The organism is Anaerolineae bacterium, from assembly GCA_013178015.1.
GTDB lineage: Bacteria > Chloroflexota > Anaerolineae > DRVO01 > DRVO01 > Ch71.
This window is the reverse complement of sequence record JABLXR010000067.1, coordinates 1-18035: the sequence shown is the minus strand read 5'-3', so window position 1 is coordinate 18035 and position 18035 is coordinate 1. Positions and strand designations below refer to the sequence as shown.

The 18035-nt window shown below is 64.8% G+C and carries 19 protein-coding genes; all 19 read right to left on the bottom strand.

The annotated features are described in order from the left end of the window. Positions 1-100 precede the first annotated feature (100 nt). The 19 genes from HPY83_18235 to HPY83_18145 all read right to left on the bottom strand — a co-directional run bounded on the left by HPY83_18235 (position 101) and on the right by HPY83_18145 (position 17699). Entirely contained in the window at positions 101-715 is a 615-nt protein-coding gene (locus HPY83_18235) for a hypothetical protein (protein ID NPV09886.1), read from the bottom strand. 143 nt (positions 716-858) lie between these two features. Then, positions 859-2049 (bottom strand): hypothetical protein, encoded by a 1191-nt coding sequence (locus HPY83_18230; GenBank protein NPV09885.1) that lies wholly within the window; start codon positions 2047-2049, stop codon positions 859-861. Positions 2050-2272: 223 nt separating this feature from the next. Further along, entirely contained in the window at positions 2273-3187 is a 915-nt protein-coding gene (locus tag HPY83_18225) for an amidohydrolase family protein (GenBank protein NPV09884.1), read from the bottom strand. An 88-nt stretch (positions 3188-3275) separates the two neighbouring features. Continuing rightward, the gene (locus HPY83_18220; GenBank protein NPV09883.1) at positions 3276-5276 is read right to left on the bottom strand and encodes a hypothetical protein; all 2001 of its coding nucleotides are present in this window, start codon (positions 5274-5276) and stop codon (positions 3276-3278) included. Positions 5277-5482: 206 nt separating this feature from the next. Beyond that, positions 5483-7270 carry an ABC transporter substrate-binding protein gene (locus HPY83_18215; GenBank protein ID NPV09882.1) on the bottom strand — a complete coding sequence of 596 codons (1788 nt, stop codon included), beginning with the start codon at positions 7268-7270 and terminating at the stop codon, positions 5483-5485. Between the two features lie 506 nt (positions 7271-7776). Next, on the bottom strand, positions 7777-8838 hold the full coding sequence (locus HPY83_18210; GenBank protein NPV09881.1) for a [LysW]-lysine hydrolase: 1062 nt from the start codon (positions 8836-8838) through the stop codon (positions 7777-7779). Then, the gene (locus HPY83_18205; GenBank protein NPV09880.1) at positions 8835-10004 is read right to left on the bottom strand and encodes an aspartate aminotransferase family protein; all 1170 of its coding nucleotides are present in this window, start codon (positions 10002-10004) and stop codon (positions 8835-8837) included. Before HPY83_18205 ends, HPY83_18210 begins: the two co-directional genes overlap by 4 nt. A 419-nt stretch (positions 10005-10423) precedes the next feature. Continuing rightward, positions 10424-10567 carry a hypothetical protein gene (locus HPY83_18200; GenBank protein ID NPV09879.1) on the bottom strand — a complete coding sequence of 48 codons (144 nt, stop codon included), beginning with the start codon at positions 10565-10567 and terminating at the stop codon, positions 10424-10426. Positions 10568-10631: 64 nt separating this feature from the next. Continuing rightward, positions 10632-10961 carry a type II toxin-antitoxin system PemK/MazF family toxin gene (locus HPY83_18195; GenBank protein NPV09878.1) on the bottom strand — a complete coding sequence of 110 codons (330 nt, stop codon included), beginning with the start codon at positions 10959-10961 and terminating at the stop codon, positions 10632-10634. A gap of 3 nt (positions 10962-10964) precedes the next feature. Continuing rightward, positions 10965-11183, bottom strand: coding sequence for a hypothetical protein (locus HPY83_18190; GenBank protein NPV09877.1), 219 nt, complete (start codon positions 11181-11183; stop codon positions 10965-10967). Between the two features lie 86 nt (positions 11184-11269). After that, positions 11270-12085 carry a [LysW]-aminoadipate kinase gene (locus HPY83_18185; protein NPV09876.1) on the bottom strand — a complete coding sequence of 272 codons (816 nt, stop codon included), beginning with the start codon at positions 12083-12085 and terminating at the stop codon, positions 11270-11272. Further along, on the bottom strand, positions 12070-13005 hold the full coding sequence (locus HPY83_18180; protein NPV09875.1) for a hypothetical protein: 936 nt from the start codon (positions 13003-13005) through the stop codon (positions 12070-12072). Before HPY83_18180 ends, HPY83_18185 begins: the two co-directional genes overlap by 16 nt. Positions 13006-13035: 30 nt before the next feature. Further along, positions 13036-13677: a metallophosphoesterase gene (locus HPY83_18175; protein ID NPV09874.1), complete on the bottom strand. Its 642-nt coding sequence runs from the start codon at positions 13675-13677 to the stop codon at positions 13036-13038. Positions 13678-13806: 129 nt separating this feature from the next. Next, complete coding sequence (locus tag HPY83_18170) at positions 13807-14838, bottom strand: N-acetyl-gamma-glutamyl-phosphate reductase (protein ID NPV09873.1); 1032 nt, start codon at positions 14836-14838, stop codon at positions 13807-13809. Next, a complete protein-coding gene (gene lysX / locus HPY83_18165; GenBank protein ID NPV09872.1) occupies positions 14835-15692 on the bottom strand; it encodes a lysine biosynthesis protein LysX in 858 nt (285 codons plus the stop codon). The genes HPY83_18170 and lysX overlap by 4 nt, the downstream gene beginning before the upstream one ends. Before the next feature lie 8 nt (positions 15693-15700). Further along, positions 15701-15874 carry a lysine biosynthesis protein LysW gene (gene lysW, locus HPY83_18160; protein ID NPV09871.1) on the bottom strand — a complete coding sequence of 58 codons (174 nt, stop codon included), beginning with the start codon at positions 15872-15874 and terminating at the stop codon, positions 15701-15703. Continuing rightward, on the bottom strand, positions 15867-16043 hold the full coding sequence (locus HPY83_18155; GenBank protein NPV09870.1) for a hypothetical protein: 177 nt from the start codon (positions 16041-16043) through the stop codon (positions 15867-15869). Before HPY83_18155 ends, lysW begins: the two co-directional genes overlap by 8 nt. A 370-nt stretch (positions 16044-16413) precedes the next feature. Then, a complete protein-coding gene (locus HPY83_18150) occupies positions 16414-17412 on the bottom strand; it encodes an isocitrate/isopropylmalate dehydrogenase family protein (protein ID NPV09869.1) in 999 nt (332 codons plus the stop codon). After that, entirely contained in the window at positions 17406-17699 is a 294-nt protein-coding gene (locus tag HPY83_18145; GenBank protein NPV09868.1) for a nucleotide pyrophosphohydrolase, read from the bottom strand. The genes HPY83_18150 and HPY83_18145 overlap by 7 nt, the downstream gene beginning before the upstream one ends. Positions 17700-18035 lie beyond the last annotated feature (336 nt).

Below are 18035 nucleotides of genomic sequence, written 5' to 3'. Positions count from 1 at the left end.
CGGTCAGCTCCGAGAAGTGCTCCACCAGACTCGCTCCAGCCATGACAGCCCCCTCTCCCTACATCGCTGCTCCCCACCTCCTGCAGGTTCCTTGCCTACACTAACCACTTAGATGCAATCGCCCTACTGTCCCGCTCACCGAGCAGCGAAAGCGGTGGAACTCCAGTATGCTGTCCACCACCAGGCCGAGGAACTCTTGGGCCCGCTCCGGCTGATCGAAGATGTCAGTGAAGAAGCCCTCCCCGCGCAGCTCCCAGGCAGTAGTGATGGGCCCCTCCAACCCGTAAGAGAAGCCTACCTCGCGGCCGGGGAAGGCGGCCCTCATCTTCTCCCAGAAGTCCAGGAAGAAGGGCGCCATACCGGCGGTGGCGAAGTCAACCGGTTGCCTGAGAGCCTGGATGCCCTCCTCCAGAGAGGTGTAGATGTGAGTGTGCGCCACTTCCCCGCCCTCGGGGAAGATGAGCTCCGACCCCAGGCCGTTTACGTGCCCGTAGCTCACGGCCGGAGTGGCGATGGGCACCGGCCCCACTGCGTCTCCGAATAGCTCATCGAGAATGGGTTGCCCCCGCCGGTATGCCTCGATGCAGGCGTCGGGGTCGAGGTTGAACTGCTCTATGGGGATGCCGGTCACCTCCCTGAGGGCGGCTTGGCTGCTCCCCACGTGCCACCGAAACCCTGCCTCCCGGCGGGCGTTCTCGTAATCCGGTCGGTACACTTCGCTTTCTCCTGATTCCCTTCCTTGCGCTGGCACGAGAGCGGGATACCCATGACGCGACAGGGCATCACCTCCGAGCTACCTGAGGAAACGGCCACTTAGCCGGGCCAACTTCGGCAGCACTAGCGCATCCACCACTCGCGCTAGAGCAGCTGTGCGGCCACAGCTTCCGCCGCCTCCAAAACCACCGGCTCCGCTTCCGCCGACAGCTTGGATGCGGGGGGACTGGCCTCGTATCCTCCCTCGGCATACTGCTCCGCCGTGGCCAGGTACCCCGCCCGACCGTTGTTCGAGTATCCGGCCACCAGCACCTGCTGCCAGCCCTCGATGCGCTCCTCCAGCCACAGACCGTACTCGACCACCGGCTCGCCCGGCAACGCTACGATGAGCACCTCGCCGATCCGCAGGGCTTGGATGGGATAGGGCAGGGGGTTGCCCTCGTAGTCCTGCAGGTCCAGGACCGTCTCGGCCCCGCCCAAGGCGCTGCCCACGGCACCTCCCGCCCGGCCCTCCAGGGTGCCAGCCCGTGAGGCCGCCCTCACCGCCGCCCCACCGAGCGAGTAGCCGCACCAGCGTAGGTCCTCCTCGTCGCCGCTGCGGAACCCGTCGCCGCCGCCGAGATTGGCCCGGATGTTGCCGGTGCACCCTTGCATGAACATGGGAGTGCACCCGGGCCCAAAGGCCAGCGATACCAGCTCCTGAGCATAGCCGGGGAAGTCAGCGCTGATGGCCAGGTTCTCAGAACGCAAGGCGTTGGCGTGGCAGACAGCATGGAAGACCACGGCCGCCGGCCGAGCCTCAGCCGTGTCAAAACGCAGCACCCGCACGCGCCGGTCAACCACACCCGCCTCGTTCGGGGCCATGATCACCTTTCCCTCGGCGCTTAGGCGCCTGCGATTGACGTTGAACTCTATAGCGTCCTCGGCGTAGAAGACCTCGGCCGGGACGAGCTCTCGCAGGGCCACCTGGGCCGCGCCGGCGAGCTTCTCCACTACCTGCGAGAGGTAGCAGTCGTACTTCCGAGTGTCGGGCCCGGCGTGGGTGTGAGACCAGTTGACCAGCGTCTGCACCTCGGGGACGCCAGCTGCTTCTCTCACCCCCTTGCGTATGGCCTGAGTGTGCTCCCATGACAGCCCAAGCAGGTCGAGCGTCACGACGGCGGAACGCGTCTGCCCATTGTCGAGAAGGAGCAGTCGACCCAGCAGGGGATCGTGTACGTCATTGCTGGGCTCCTTGCGGGCGCCATACCCGCCCAGTTCGTAGCCCACTGGCGGCGTTATGTCAACGCTGACCGCGGCTGCCATCAGGGTGCCATTGCCCCGTTCGTTCTGCACTGATGCCTCCCAACCTAGTACTCTGAGCTCTTGTGGTATTGCCTGTCGGGCCAGGGGCTCTAGGGTTGCCCATGTGCGGGGGCAGTGCACAGGACTGCAGGCGCGGGACCGGTGGCCACGGTCTCGCAGGGTCCGCCTCTGCGTGCCCCCAGGCGGCTACAGGTGCCGCCCTCACTTCTCCCCGAAGTTGGCCCTAGCCCTTCTTGCTATGGGTTCAGACCCCCTACTTCTCCAGCCCCAGTACCCGCAGGGCGTTCTTGTAGGTGATCTTCTCAAAAGCCTCTCGGGTGATCTTGCCCTGGGACAGGAGCTCCTTCAGGAAGTCGTGGTGAGGCATGCGCAATTCTGGCCGGCCGAAGGACTCGTCCGTGCCGAACAGCAGCCGATCCTGGAACTCATTGATGAAGCGCACGCCGTAGTCGGGGTCGCGGCTAAGAGCGTTGTGCCCACTCCCCGCCGAGATGTCCCCGTACAGATTGGGGTACTGGCGCAGCAGCCTGGGCAGCGCGCCCTCCTCCGCGATCGGCCCTTTGGGGTAGCGCATCTTCTCTTCCACGGTCAGCCCCGCCCCGATCTCCGCCCAGAAGCCCTGTCCGTGGCCGATGACGGTGGTCTGGGGAGCCTCCCGCAGCAGGCGGGCCAGGCCTATGGCTCCGGGATGGTCCTGCAACCCGTAAGTGCCGGGAAGGTAGCCCACGTTATGGATGAGAGCTGGTAGGCCGCGGTCCCCGATCTGGCGGAACATGTTGACCGTACGGGGGTCGTCAATGGGGACGTTGCTAGTGATCTCGCCAATGCCCAGGCATCCCTGCTCCTGGAACCAGTCCAGCAGCGGCCCGAAGTCGGCATCGGGCTCATTGCCCATCCAGCGCACGTCCAGGTTGCCGAAGGGGATGATTCGGTCCGGATACTCCTTTGCCTTGAGAACCTGGTCCCGGATCGAGGTGCCGGGGTAGTAGAGGAAGTGGGCGTTGAAGGTGGACTCGGGAGTGCCAGCGGCCGACCCCGCCAGCATGACCACCTTGTCCACCCCTCGCTCCACGAACCGGGCGATCCCTTCCTCCCAGGTAATGGGGTTGGCTAGGTCCTCGGGCTTGATAGAGCGCTGGCCGCTGTGGTAGTGGAAGTCGATGAGCATGAGGTGGCTCCTGCAAGGGGTGACTTACGATTCGTGACGCGAGAGGGGCAGGCGTAACCTGCCCCTCATGGCTGATCCGATGCTGCCGCTAGACCTGTTCGCCGCGCCGCCAGACCTGGAAGGGCCAGGTAATGCCCTCGTGGTGCGAACGGTAGTCGGCGGGCGGATCCTCCAGTACGTTGACCATGTCATTCTTGGCCAGGCAAGGGTTGATACCTATGCGGCAGGTGCCAATGATGAATAGCTCCTCGTTGTGCCTTCCGAGAATGCGACGGCCAAGCTCCAGCCGCTTCTCCGGATCGGGTTCACTCTTGAGCTGCTCGTACCACTCGATTATCTCCCTGATCAAGGGCGGCGGCTCCTCGCCGGCCTCGTGGTTAATGGCCCACTGAGCAAACAGAGGCCCCCAATAGCAGCTGCCGTAGGGCACGTACCAAGTGGGATCCAGAATCCAGTTCAGCCCGGCGCAGCCGTAGGAAGGCATCATGCACTCGTTAGCCTGGGCTCGCTGCGCCCACAGTGAGCGCTCGATCTCCTTCGCTGTCGCCTCAATGCCCAGCTCCCGCCAGTACGCAGCTACCTGGCTGAAGATGTCTATGAGCAGGCCACCCTCCTCGCTCGGATAGCATTCCAGCAGCAGCTGCAGACGCTCGCCATCCGGCCGAAGGCGGAAGCCGTCGCCATCCCGCCGATCCAGACCGGCCTTGTCCAAGTACTCGTTCGCCAAGTCCACGTCGTACTCCAGGGCGGTGGAGCCGTAGCCCTCCACCCAATGGGGGTCAGCGGGGCTGCCGGCCGGGTTGTACGGGGTGGCCATACCGTACCAGAAGAGGTCGTTCATCTCATCTCTGTTGATCCCGTGCGACAGACCGTACCGGAAATCACGGTTCTGGAATACTTCCCTGAGACCCAGATCGCCATAGCTCTGGTTGACATAGACTGTGCTGCCGGTGGAAGGAGACTGCCACTCCAGGATGGTGTAGTTGCCATTCTCCTCGTTCTCCACCAGTAGGCTGTAGTCGGAGAAGCCCAGGTGCCGGTACTGGAGATCGATCTCGCCAGCGATGGCCCGCATGAGGCACATCTCATTGTTGGACGAGAGCTCGTTTATCAACCGGTCGAAGTAGGGCAGCTGCTTGCCCTCCGTGTCCACCTTCCAGTAGTAGGGGTTGCGAACCAGGACCATCCGCTCGCCGGGGAAAGGCTGCTCCACCTTCCAGGCCCAGAGCACCGGCAAGTCGGGGTTGTTTTGGTCGTCCCTACGGTTGGCAAAGAGCTCGTACCAGTGCTCGAAGTTGGCCGCCTTTACCTTCGCAGCCAGCTCGTCTGCATCAGCATAGTCGGGATGGAATTGCGAGAGATAGTGCTTGGGCGCGATCAGGTCCGACCCGCGGAAGCAAAGCGTCTCGATCAGAATGCCGTGCGGAACTTCGAAGGTGAAGCTGACGGTGTAATCATCGATCTTCTCAATCGCAGGCGGCCTTCCGCCCGAGGTCAGCCAGCTGGGGTAGCTGGGGCTCAGCTCCTTGTTCAGGGCGATTGCCTCTTGCCAGAACAGGATGTCGTCGGCCGTGAAGGGCTCGCCATCGGACCACTTCATGCCACGGCGCAGACGGAACGTGTAGGTCTTGCCGTCCGGGCTAATGTCCCAACCGGTGACCATATTGGGGATGGGCTCCAGCCTGCCCGTACGGTAGTCCCAACGCGCGAAGTTGTCCCAGAGTATGACACGGTTGCCGGTCAAGTCAGTGGGGCCGGTGAGGGTGCGACGGAGATCACCGGAGTATTGGCCCACCTCATGGTAGCACTCGACCACAAAGGGCTCGGCCGGCAGCCGCTCTTCCACTGGCGGCAACTCGCCAGCCGCCACCTTCGCCGCCAGGCTCGGGGCCTCCGAGTACTTGGACACTGGCGCCGTCTCTGCTGGCGCAGGAGCCACAGTAGCCTCGCTCACCGGAACGGCAGTAGCCTCCGGCTCCTGGGTGGGGGCCGGCTGCGGTGACGCACCGCAGGCGACCATCACCCCCGCGGTGGAGGCAAGACCCGCTACTCGGAGAAACGAACGTCTGGTGATTGTGCCTTCGAACATGCTCTTTCTCCTGCCGTAGGGCAGCACGCACGGTACCCTACGCCTCTAGAGTGGGGCCACGAGCCTGGACGCCTAGTCCCCTGGTCAGCCTGCACGCGGCGCCCCAGGCGTGCAGGCCAACGGCGGTATCACCCCCCTTCCCTCACCATCCGCCCACGAGGAACCAGGGGCGCCCTCAGTGGCGGGCGCCCCTGCCCCTGATAGCGTTACGCTTCCTTCCTCCACATCTGGAACGGCCAGCTGATGGACTCGTGCAGGGTGCACCAGTCGCCTACTGCCTTCTCCATCACGTTCATCATGGTGTTGTGACGGATCATGGGCAGGATGCCCACCAGAACGGTGCCAATGATGTAGATTCGCTCGTTGTGCTGGTCCAGTATCTTGTGGCCCAGCTCCTCGCGCTTGGCCGGATCCGGTTCGGCCTTGAGCTCCTCGTACCAGGTGATGAGCTGCTTGATGTCGTCCGGCGGCTCCTCTCCGGCCTCGGGGTTCAGCGCCCAGGGGGCGAAGCCAGGCGCCCAATACGAGGTGCCATAGGGCACATAGACGCTGGGCGCCAGGGTCCACTGGATCTCGTCAATGCCATAGGCAGGCATGTCAATCTCGTTGCCCAGAGCCCGCTGAGACCAGAGCGAGCGCTCGATCTCCTTGGCGCGGGCATCCAGCCCCAGCTCTTGCCAGTAGGTGGCCACCTGGCTGAAGATGTCATAGGCAGGAGCGCCCAGCTCAGCCGGGTAGTTCTCCATGAGGAACTGCAGTCGCTTCCCATCGGGCCGCAGGCGATAGCCCTCGCTGTCGCGCTGGTCCAGCCCTATCTCGTCCAGCAGGGCATTGGCCCGATCCGGGTCGTACTCGACGCAGTTCTTGCCGTAGCCTTCCTTCCAGTACAGGCCGCCTGGCCGGCTGACCGCGTTCATCGGCTCCCCGATGCCGTTCCAGAAGAGGTCTATCATCTCCGGCCGGTTCATCCCGAGGGACAACGCCTGCTTGAACCTCACGTCCTGGAACAGCTTCCGCAGTTCCAGGTCCTTGACGCTGTGGTTGACGTAGATCGTGGGCAGAGATCCGCCCGTCCACTGGAGAACGGTGTAGTTGCCCCGCTCCTCGTTCTCCGTGAGGAAGGAGTAGTTGGCAAAGCCCATGTGCCGGTACTGGTAGTCCACCTCGCCGGCCACGGTCTTCATGAGCACCGCCTGCTGCTCCTGGGCGATCTCAGCCACGAAGCGGTCGAAATAGGGAAGCTGGTTGCCCGCAGTGTCCACCTTCCAGTAGTACGGATTGCGGTGCGCCACCAGGCGGCCCTGATCTGGGGTGACCTCCACCTTCCAAGGCAGCAGCACTGGCAAGTCCTTGTTGTTGTAGGCACTGTTCCGGTTGGCCAGAAGCTGGTACCAATGCTCGAACTTGGCCTCTGCCACCCTCTTGTCTAGCTCCGCCTTCTCCACATAGCTCGGATGGAACTGGGAGAGGTAGTGCTTGGGGGCGATCATCTCCGAGCCGCGGAAGGCGGTGTACTCGAGCAGGAGCCCGTAGGGCTTGGCGAAGGTGAACTTGACCGTGTAGTCGTCGATCTTTTCCACTACCGGGGGCTCGCCACCCACCATCAACCAGGAGGGGAAGACCGGGTTCAGCTCCTTGTTGAGGGCCATGTCCTCGTACCAGAACATGATGTCGTCGGCGGTGAAGGGCTCACCGTCGGACCACTTCATGCCCTCGCGCAGGTGGAACACATAGGTGGCCCCGTTATCCTCGATGTCCCAGCTCTTGGCGATGTTGGGGATGGTGCGTATCTGGCCGGTGGTGTAGTCCCAGCGGGTGAAGCCCTCGCGGACCTGGGTGAACCAGTCGCCGATATCGGCGCTGGTGGTGTTAGCTCGACGAATGGTGTCGCAGTACTGCCCCACCTCGTAGATGGGCTCGACGATCAGCGGCTCCTTCGGCAAGCGCTCCTCTACCGGAGGCAGCTCCCCCGCGGCCACCTTCTCGGCCAACATGGGCGACTCGTTGTACTTAGAGACGGGGGCCGCTGTAGGCTCAGGCGCAGCGGTAGCCTCGGCCGGCACGGCGGTGGGGGCAGCGGTGGCTTCGGGCGCGGCCGTGGCCTCGACCGGCGCCGGCGTCGGCTGGGCGGGGGCGGCTCCCGCGCAGGCAGCCGCCAGACTGGCGCCGGCGGCCAAGCCGGCCACAGTGAGGAAACCACGTCGAGAGAGTCTGTTCTCAGCCATGCTTCTCTCCTCAGTGCTGCGGACACAGCAACAGCCCGAACATAGGGCGATGCTGTAGGTCGGCCCGATAGGATCGGACTTCGTCAGCCTTACTCTTCTGGTGGACACCTCCTTCAGGTCGGGTAGACGCGCGAACAGGCGAGGCAATACCGCCACCCCACAGGGTGGCACGGGGCCTGGTTGGCGTTGACAAGCCCATTGTAGCCACCCGAAGGAGGCATTTCAATCCCCTTCTGGCGCTTGGTTCGAGGCCAAGCGACTCGCCCTCGGACGCCTCACCCAGAAGCCAGGTCCCTCATAAGCGAGCTGAGTGCGCTCTCCAGCACCGCGATGCCCCTGTGGTACTCCTCCAGGTCCAGGTGCTCATCGGGAGTGTGATCCAGATCGGAGTCTCCCGGACCGTAGGCCACGATGGGGCAGTTCCAGACCGGGCCCACCACGTTCATGTCCGAGGTCCCCATCTTGACTGAGAATCGAGGCTGGCCGCCCTGGGCACGGACGGCGGCCAGGAAGGCACGCACCAGAGGCGTGTTCTTGTCCGCCCGATAGGCCGGTTCGTAGCCGCGGAAGCCCAGCTGTGCCGGTCTCGCGGCCTCGACGGCCGGGCCCCGGAAATCCGCCACTGGGAAGCCAGGCGGAAGCCGCAGGGCCACCTCCATATCCACCCATTCGCGCAGGCCATCGCTCCCCGACTCGAACCGTCGCAGAGCGCTGTCCACCCGATCGAAGCGGCGGGGCTGGTGGGCACCGTAGGCATCGGCGAATCCTCGTACCCACAGCCAGAAGTTCACCGCCCGCTCGCAGACCGTCGCCTCATCTCGGGCACTGTGAGCAGCGTCGGATTCCAGGTGGTAGTCCAGCAGCAGGCGGCCCTTGTACCCGATCGTCACTCGGTCCCAGCCGCTAGGCTCCCCGATCACGACCGAGGCCGGCGAGTAGCGTCCCAGGATGTGCCGGGCTCCCGCCGAGGTAGCTGCCTCCTCCTCGACCGCACCTACTATGGCCAGCTTCACGCCGCGAGGCGGGTCCACCCGCGAGGCGGCCGCGATGAAGGCCGCCAGTGGCCCCTTGGCATCCACCGCCCCTCGTCCATAGAGGAGCTTGCCCACCCGACGAACCGCGATCTCCCCCTGAACGGTGTCCATGTGACCCAGCAGCACCACCTCTACCTGGCCCTCGCCCCGCTCACCGACCGCGTTCCCCACCTCGTCCACCCAGGCGCGGAACCCCAGACCAGCCATCGCCTCGGCCAGATAGCAGGCCAGCTTCCCTTCGCGCCCGGAGGGGCTGGGGATAGAGAGCATCCGCTCCAGCAAGGCAACCGGATCCAAGCTCACCTCAGGACTTCGGCCACCGCCTCGGCCACTTGGTCCAAGTCCTCCAGCTCGATCACCAGGGGCGGAAGGAAGCGCAGCACTGTGCTCCCGGCCGGCAGAGCCAGCACCCCCCTCTCCATCAGCGCCTCCAGGTAGGGCTGCACCTTGGTCCGGCATTCTACCCCGACCATCAGCCCCAGCCCACGCACGTCTCGGATGACCCGCGCATTGATGGCCCGCAGCCGCTCCCGGAAGTAGAGACCCTTCTCCGCCGCCTGGCGTGGCAGACCGGTGCGCTCCAGGTAGTCCAGAGTGGCAATGGCAGCAGCGCAGGCGAGGGGATTGCCCCCGAAGGTGGAGCCATGGAGCCCCGGACGTAACGCCTCCCGCACCTGCCGCGTGAACGCGACCGCGCCCATGGGTACTCCCCCGGCGATCGCCTTCCCCATGGTCATGATGTCGGGCACCAGGTCATGGTGCTCGCAGGCAAACATCCTGCCAGTGCGCCCGAATCCGGTCTGCACCTCGTCCACCACCAGCAGCGCCCCCCGCTCCTGGCACAGCTGTCTGAGGCCCTGGAAGTAGTCGGCGCTCCCGGGCCGCACGCCGCCCTCGCCCTGCACCACCTCCACCACCACCGCTGCGGTGTCCCCATCCACGACTTCAGACATGGCCTCCAGCTTGTCGTAGGGCACGTGCTTGACCCCTGGCACCAGAGGCTGGAAGGGTTCGCGGTAGTCCTTCTCCCAGGTGAGGCTGAGGCTACCCAGCGTGCGCCCGTGGAAACCGCGCATGGTGGCCACGATGCCCGTGCGCCCGGTGGCAACCCGGGCGAACTTGAGGGCCGCCTCCACCGCCTCCGTCCCTGAGTTGCACAGAAAGGCGTAGTCCAGCCCCGGCGGGGTCACGCGCGCCAGGCGCTCCAGCAGAGCGGCCCGCCGATCGTTGTGGAATATCTCCGGGCAGGTCAGCAATGCTCTGCTCTGCTCCTGGATGGCCTGCACCACGTCCGGGTTACAGTGACCAAGGTTGGCCACCCCATGCCCCCCCACGCAGTCAATGTACTCCCGACCGGCGTCGTCCCAGACGCGGGCACCCACCCCCCGCACTAGGGTAATGCCCCGTTTCGGGTAGACTCCGGCGGTGTACTGGTCCTCAATGGCGGCGTAGTCAACTCTCGACTGCATCATTCACTCCGATACGGGCTACAGCGCCCAGGCCACTCGAACAACGAGCGGCAGGCGCCGCCTGCGCTCAATGTCGCTCGCCCGCCAATCTTGCTGACCCGCAGCTTCGGTTCTCTTCTGCTCCCACGACACGGCGATGTACTCGGCCAAGGATTCCGAGTCCGGCACGGGGAGACGGCCTCAGCGGAGGCCCTGCACATGGACCTCGCCGCTTCGAGCGTGCTCTGGGTGGCTTCATCCCGGTTCCGCCCGTCGCCATGAAACCCGCAGAATCCGCTGAGTGGGCGCAGTAGTCCCCGCCTGCCTTCTCGATTACAGTGAGGAACCGATGCATTGCCACCCCTCGGTCCTCTGGCAGGGCCCAGACAGAAGACCGTTTCGGCCGAACAGAACGGCTACCGGTGTCGCTTCCCTATCCCCTATGACCTGTTCCCTATAGCCTGCACCGTCGTCCCTTCGCCCGCCAGCGCCCGGCGGATGGGCTCGTCCACCCGAGCATCCGCCAGCACTACCCGCCCCACGCCGGCCCGGACCGCCTCCACCACCGCGGCTGTGCCCTGCATACAATGCTCCGCGCTCGGGCGGCCGTCGTGGCAGAACCGGAGCCTGGCCGTGGCAGCCATGCGGTCAGATCGAAGACCAGAGCTCCAGCACCCTCGAGCGCACCTGCTGCCAGTCATCATGGTTCAGTGCTCCCAGGCGCCGTTCCACCAGCCCCTTCTCCAGCGTCGCCAGCTTGTGCAGGCGAACGACCGACGGAAGCAGGAGTCCTGCTTCCTGCCAGGCTGACACCTCCACGTCGAAGGGCGTCTGACAAGCCTGGCTGGTCACGCGGCTTACGACAATGTCATCGTCGTCAACATCCAGCATAACAAGCGCCGGGCGCCGCTTCGCCCCCACTGCGTCAGCGAAAGGGAACCTCAGGAGGACAATCTCCCCCGGGCGATACCTGGCCACGGCCTAGATTGTGTCGTAAACCGCGTCTGCCGCGGCATAGCCGGAGAGAAACTGCTGCGCCGCCAGTCGGGACCATGCCTCTCCCTCTTCACGGTCTCCGGGCTCATTGAGGAGCACTATCACTCGGACCACACCGTCGCCCGGCAACTGCTTCAGCACGTGTTCGGGCAACTGAATCTTCCCTCCACGGAGCACCTTCACAGGAAACTCAAACGCCTTCATAACTCGCTCCTTTGGTCTTCCCTCGTCGGCCACCCCTCGAGCGCCACCAGAGCCCGCCGCGCGCCTGGTTCGGCCGTGGCTTGCACTCACGCCACCGTCGTCCCTTCGCCCGCCAGCGCCCGGCGGATGGGCTCGTCCACCCGAGCATCCGCCAGCACTACCCGCCCCACGCCGGCCCGGACCGCCTCCACCGCGCCCAGCACCTTCACCTTCATCCGCCCCTGGGCAAACTCCATGTACGCGTCAGCGTCGGCAACGTCCACCCGCCGAATGAGGGTGCTCTCGTCCGGGAACGACCGCAGTAGCCCGGGCACGTTGGACAGCAACACCAGAACCTCGGCTCCCATAGCCTCCGCGATGGCGGCGGCAGCCCGGTCGCCATCCACATTGATGGCTTCGTTCTCGTGGGAGATCGCGGGCGGAGACACCACGGGTGTGTACCCGGCATCCAGCAGCAGCGTCAGCAGGCCGACGTTGACTGTGTCCACCCTGCCCGAGAGGTCATCTCGTATGAGCACCCGCTTACCCCCGACCAGAGCCCGGATGGCCTTCTTGCGCGGCCCTTCCAGGAGCCGGCCGTCCAGCCCTGACAGACCCACAGCATTCACTCCCAGGGCCTGCAGCTTCTCGACAATCATCTTGTTCATCCTGCCGCAATACGCCATCTCGAAGATCTCGATGGTCTCGCGGTCGGTGCGCCGGCTCTCGAAGCCCGACTCCGAAGTGATGAACTCCGGCGGATGGCCCAGCTTCTCCGCCAGCCGGTTCGTCTCAGCGGACCCCCCATGCACCAGGATGGCCCGCCTTCCCTCCTTCAGCAGGCGGGCCAGGTCGCCACAGACGGCATCGTAGTCTATGCCCTCGCTGCCGCCGACCTTCACCACCACTAGCGCCTCAGCCATGACACCACCACCCCCAGAACTTGCGCCACCTTGCCAATCACCCAGGCCTTGGCCCGATGATACCATCTGACCCCGTACCGGTGGGCGAAGGATTGCGCCGCCTGCTCCAACGATACCCCGTCCCCCTCCCTCTCGCGCAGGTAGTAGTGGTGCTCCTGCACCCACAGGTACAGATCACCTTCGGTCCGGCCAGGGAACCGGCTCATGATGTTCGTGCGCCGGATCACCTCCACTGTGGGCAGGTACACCCGCTCATACCAGGACCTCACCGCCTCCTCGAAGGCGACCGGCTCTCCTCGCTCCTGGCCCAGGAAGTACCGATGCCCATCCAGGTGCCGCTCCAGGGCGTCGTAGGCGCCAGGAGCGGTGAGGCGGATGTCGGTGCCCAGGATCTCGTCCAGGCGAGTACGCTTGAGGAAGTCTAGGTGCTCCTCCTCCACTAACAGCCGCCTGACGTCCACGCCCGGGTCCAGCCGAATGCGCGATGGGCAGTCCACCACCCACGCGTCTATGAACTCAGCGCCGTGCCGGCGGGCGACGCTGACTCGGTGGTTGCCGTCCCGCACGAAGTAGACGTCCCCCACCTTGTATAGCTCTATGGCCGGGATGTTCTCCATACGGATGAAAGCCGCATCTAGGCTTTCCCACCGGCTCTCCGTGTCCGTGTGCAGAGGTAGGAACTCGCGGTCGAAATCCTGGTACCGTCCCTCGCTGCCCACGATCTTGTTCAGAGGTACTGTCTCCAGCCGGCCCATGGCACAAGTCTGCACTCCCAGACGGCGCTGCACCTCCTTGAAGGAAAGCAGGTCCACCGGCTCGCCGGAAAGCAGGCTTCGTATCTCATTGACAAAGGCCTCCTTTCGCGCCTCCCGGAAGTGCTGTCGCGCCTGGAGCCTGGAGTCCCGATCATAGGACGCCATTGCGTGCCTCCCGTCGTGAGCAGAAGAATGTCAGTCGAGCAGGCTCTCGTCGGGTATCTCTATCAGCCGATAACGAAAGGCATTGAGTACCTGGGTCTCCCGGTACAGGCTCTCGGTTACCACACCGGGCGTGTAGGCATGAATGTGCCCGTGTATCAGGTAGCGCGGCCGGAAACGATCCATAAGCCAGACGAAAGCCTTGAACCCTCGATGGCAGAGGTCGGCGGCGTCCTGTATGCCGAAGGGGGCAGCATGGGTCACCAGGATGTCTAGATACCGGCCATGACGCCACCGGTTCAACAGAAGACGTGGCGCCAGCTGCAGTGCCTTGAGCCGCATCTCGGCCTCGGTGTACTGGTGCGGACCGTCGCTGTACCGCATGGACCCTTCCAGCCCGGCGATCAGCAGTCCCCGCTCCTTGACCACGCGACCGTCTATGTTGACGCACCCTTCCGGCTCGGTCTTCACCTCTCCCGAGGCTGACATTTGCGCCTGGGCGTGGTTGCCCCGCACGTAGAGCAAGGGCACGTTGAGCACACTGACGATGAACTCCAGGTAGTAGATGGGCAGATCGCCGCAACTGAGGACGAGAGAGACGTCACTGAACCGCTGCTTGAGGATCGGCCCGTAAAGCCGCTGGTCCACCTCATCCGCGATCGCCAGGATGCGCAAACCCTCTCCAATCAGGCTGACACATGACGCGTGACGAGTGATGCGTGATTAGCGAGCATCCACCCGGCACGTGACACGCTTTACTCGTCGCGCATCACGTATCACGTATCACGTGTCACGCATCACTTCCTACACCGGATGCAGCCCGGTGAACTCCAACCCAGCGCGCTCGTCCAGGCCACACATGACGTTCATGGCCTGCACCGCGTTGCCCGCCGCTCCCTTCATCAGGTTGTCTATGGCGGCCAGGATCACCACCCGGTTGCTCTCCGGGTCCACCTCGAAGCCCACATCGCAGAAGTTGCTGCCCACCAGGATCTTGGGCTCCGGGTAGCGGTAGACCCCGCGCCGGTCCCGCACCAGACGTATGAATGGCTCGGCGCCGTAGGCCTCCCGGTAGATGCTCCAGAGGTCGCGTTCGGCCAGGCCTTCCTTAAGGAAACAGTGGGCGGTGAGAAGGATGCCCCGCACCAGCTCGATCGCCGTGGCAGAGAAGTGGATCTCTGGCCAGCCGTGAAAGGCCAGCTCCTGCTGCATCTCGGCCTGGTGCCGGTGGCCCGTAGGCGCGAAGGAGCGCACCGCCCCGCTGCGCTCGGGGTGGTGCGAGGCCAGGCTGGGGGTGTTGCCACCCTCAGACGACCCCACCTTCACCTCTACCACCGCCCGCTCCACCAGCCCGCGCTCGTATAAAGGCTTCAGGCCTAGGATGGTCACGGTGGCGTTGCAGCCGGCCCCAGTGGCGTATCTGGAGGCCCGGATCTCCTCCCGGTGCAGCTCGGGAATGCCATATACGAACTTCGACAGCCACTCCGGGTGGGGGTGCTCGCGTCCATACCAGCGAGGATAGGCAGCCGGCTCGCGAAGCCGGAAGTCGGCACTCAGGTCAATCACCCTGGGCGCCAGCCTGGCGAACTCCTCGATGCGGTCCATCGCCATGCCGTGGGGCAACGCCAGAAAGAGCAGGTCACAGGGCTCCAACTCGCTCAAGGGCACGAACTTGAGCGATGTAGCCCCGCGCAGGTTGGGGTGCACGCTGTACACGTAGCGACCGGCGGAGCTCTCTGCCGTCACCTGCCCCACCTCGACTTCGGGATGCCCCAGAAGGAGCCGTAGGAGCTCGCCCCCTGCGTACCCCGATCCGCCGGCGATGGAGACCTTCATGGTGCCCGTCCTTCCCCCACGGCCACGACGTAGTCCACGATCCGCCCAGGGATGTCAACGCCTGTGGGCGCAATGCTGTTGCGAAACTCCATGGTGTGGTTGACCTCGTTCACCAGATAACCTCGGTCCCCGGCCTCGAACACGTCCACTGCCACCACCCCGCCACCCACGGCCCGCGCCGCCCGCACGCACAACTCACCCAGCTCGTCCGTAACCGGGCAGTTGGAAGCTTTGCCCCCTCGGGCCGTATTAGTGATCCAGTGGGGCGATTCGCGGTAGATGGCGCAGATGGTCTCGTCCCCGACCACGAAGGCCCGAATGTCCTTGCCCCGCTTGTCCACGTACTCCTGCACGTAGACGATACCGTGCTGGTAGCTGCCCAGGACTTCCTTGTGCTCGATCACAGCCTCCGCCGCTTCGCGGTCGTTGATCTTTGCCAGCAGGCGCCCCCACGACCCCACCACCGGCTTGAGCACCACGGGATAGCCGAACTCCTCGATGGCCGCCAGCGCCGACTCAGGCGTCAGAGCCAACTTCACCCGCGGCTGCGGGATGCCGGCAGCCGCCAGCAGCGAAGTGGTATACAGCTTGTCGCCGCAGTCGCGCACCACTTCGAAACGGTTGACGGTGCGAATCCCCCAGTCGTTCAGTACTTTGAGGGCGTAGAGGGCATGGGATTGGTTGACGCAACGCTCGAGCACAACGTCGTAGGCCAGGGGGCCTGGCCCCCCGGTCACGTCGAACACGAGGGCCCGATCGTCCAGGAGCTCGTATGCCACCCCGCGCCGGTCGAGTGCCTCCAGGAGAAGCTTCTCTTCCACCCGGACCCGCGAGTACAGGAAGCCGACCCGCATGTTGTGGGCTACTCGCCCCAGTCCTCGTCTTCTTCAGGAGCCACCTCGACCCGCAGTGGCTCCAGGCCGGTTACCTCCAGCTCCACCGCGCAGTCAGGGCACTCTACGATCTCGCCGCTGATGACATCGTCCTCCAGCTCTACGATGGCCCCACACTCGGGGCATTCCACTTCCTTAGCCATTGCCTGTTCCTCCGCCACTTGTATCGTCCCCACCAGCCGGGGGCTGGGGCTCTTCTCCTCGCCCGGCCCTGACCACCAACACCACGATCACCGCAATCAGCGCCAGCACCAGGGGCACCAGGCACAAGAGTCCCAGGATCAGAAGCTCGACCGAGCCTACATGCGCCATCCTACGCCTCCGTCAAGGGCTGGTCTCGTGCCGTCCCACGCTGGCGCCAGCGCCAGTCTCGTAGGGGCGAACCTCGTGTTGCCCGCCACACCCATCAGCGTGTCCCAGATTCCACGGGCGAACACAAGGTTCGCCTCTACGACGACATGACAACGACTAGGGCGCTACGCTCACCTCTGGTCCGCCCGCCACACCCATCAGCGTGTCCCAGATTCCACGGGCGAACACGAGGTTCGCCCCCACGACGACCCGATGAGTTCCCCAGCACGCCGCCTGCGAGGCTCGGTCCGATCGCGCTACATGAAGGGCCGGATCATCTAACATCCCGCAGCCGAATGGTGGCCACAACTCACCTTACTCCCTGATCTCGCTACGCCGACATGCGGCCGATGACCGCCCGGCTGACATCCTCCGTCGCCGCGCTCCCACCGAGGTCCGGCGTACGCGGGCCATCTCGCAGCGTCGCCAGCACCGCCTGCCGCACCTTCTGAGCCGCCTGGGCCTCGCCCAGGTACTCCAGCATCATGCCCGCCGCCAGAATGGCAGCGCTGGGATTGGCGATGCCCTTGCCGGCAATGTCCGGCGCCGAGCCGTGCACCGGCTCGAACACTCCGTGCTTCTCGCCCACGTTGGCCGAAGGGGCCAGGCCTAGCCCCCCCACCAGCCCGGCGGCCTCGTCGGAGAGGATGTCGCCGAACAGGTTAGTGGTCACCAGCACATCGAACCGTTCCGGTTCGGTGACCAGCCTGAGGGCAGCGGTGTCCACCAGCATCTCCTCGACCGCCAGGTCCGGGTACGATCGGGCCACCTCAAAAGCTACTTCGCGGAACAGCCCGTCGCTCTCCCGCAGGACATTGGCCTTGTGCACGACCGTCAGGTGCCGGTGGCGGCTCATGGCCTGCTCACAGGCCACGCGGACGATGCGTTCGCTTCCCTTGCGGCTGATCACCCGCTCAGCAATGACGGTATCGCCCTCGCGCCGCTCCCGGCCGGAATACAGGCCCTCGCTGTTCTCGCGCACGACGAGCAGGTCGATGCCCTGGCGGCTGGCGGGGATGGGCATAGAGAACACCGGCCGCAGGTTGGCGTACAGGTCCAGCGCCCGCCGCAGAGCCACGATGGGGCTTCGATAGCCCTCCACCCGGTGCAGAGGCGACGACACTGCCCCGAACAGGGCCGCGTCACTCTCTCGGACCAGGGCCAGCGTCTCCACCGGCAGGGCCGTCCCCGAGCGCTGGAAGCACTCCCACCCCGCCTCGGCGGAGACGAACTCGACCTGGACTCCGGTGGCGCGCACCACCTCGGCCGCGGCCGGGATCACCTCGCGACCGATCCCGTCGCCCTCGATCAGCACCACCCGCTTCACCAGCGTCTCCCGCGGTTGTGCTGCAACTTGGTCATCACCGCCTGCTCCAGGTCCACACCCAGAATGGCAGACAACTGTAGCACGTAGTGAAACACGTCTGCTAGTTCCAGGGCCACCTCCTCCCGGTCGAAATCATCGCTCCACTGGAAGTGCTCCAGTACCTCCGCCGCCTCCAGACAGAGCGAGATGGCCAGGTTCCGAGGCGTCTGCGGCCGGGGCGAGCCTTCATCATACCACCCCATTTCCCGCACGAACTCATTCACTTCCCGCTGCAACTCACTTATGTCCATGTCAACTGCAGGAGGCAGGAGTAAAGGAGACAGGAGTAGAGGAGACAGGAGTAAAGGAGACAGGAGTGGAGGAGACAGCAGACAGCCGATGGCAGAACAACTTGTCATCTGCTGCACCAGGTTTGCCTAGCGCCGTGCTATCGCCGTCCTGGCCTACCATTCCCTCCTCCCAACTCCTGGCTCCCTTACTCCCTTACTCCTGTCTCCTCCACTCCTGCCTCCCTTACTCCTTTACTCCTGTCTCCTTTACTCCTGCCTCCCTTACTCCTTTGCTCCTGTCTCCTCCACTCCTGCCTCCCTTACTCCTTTGCTCCTGTCTCCTCTACTCCTGTCTCC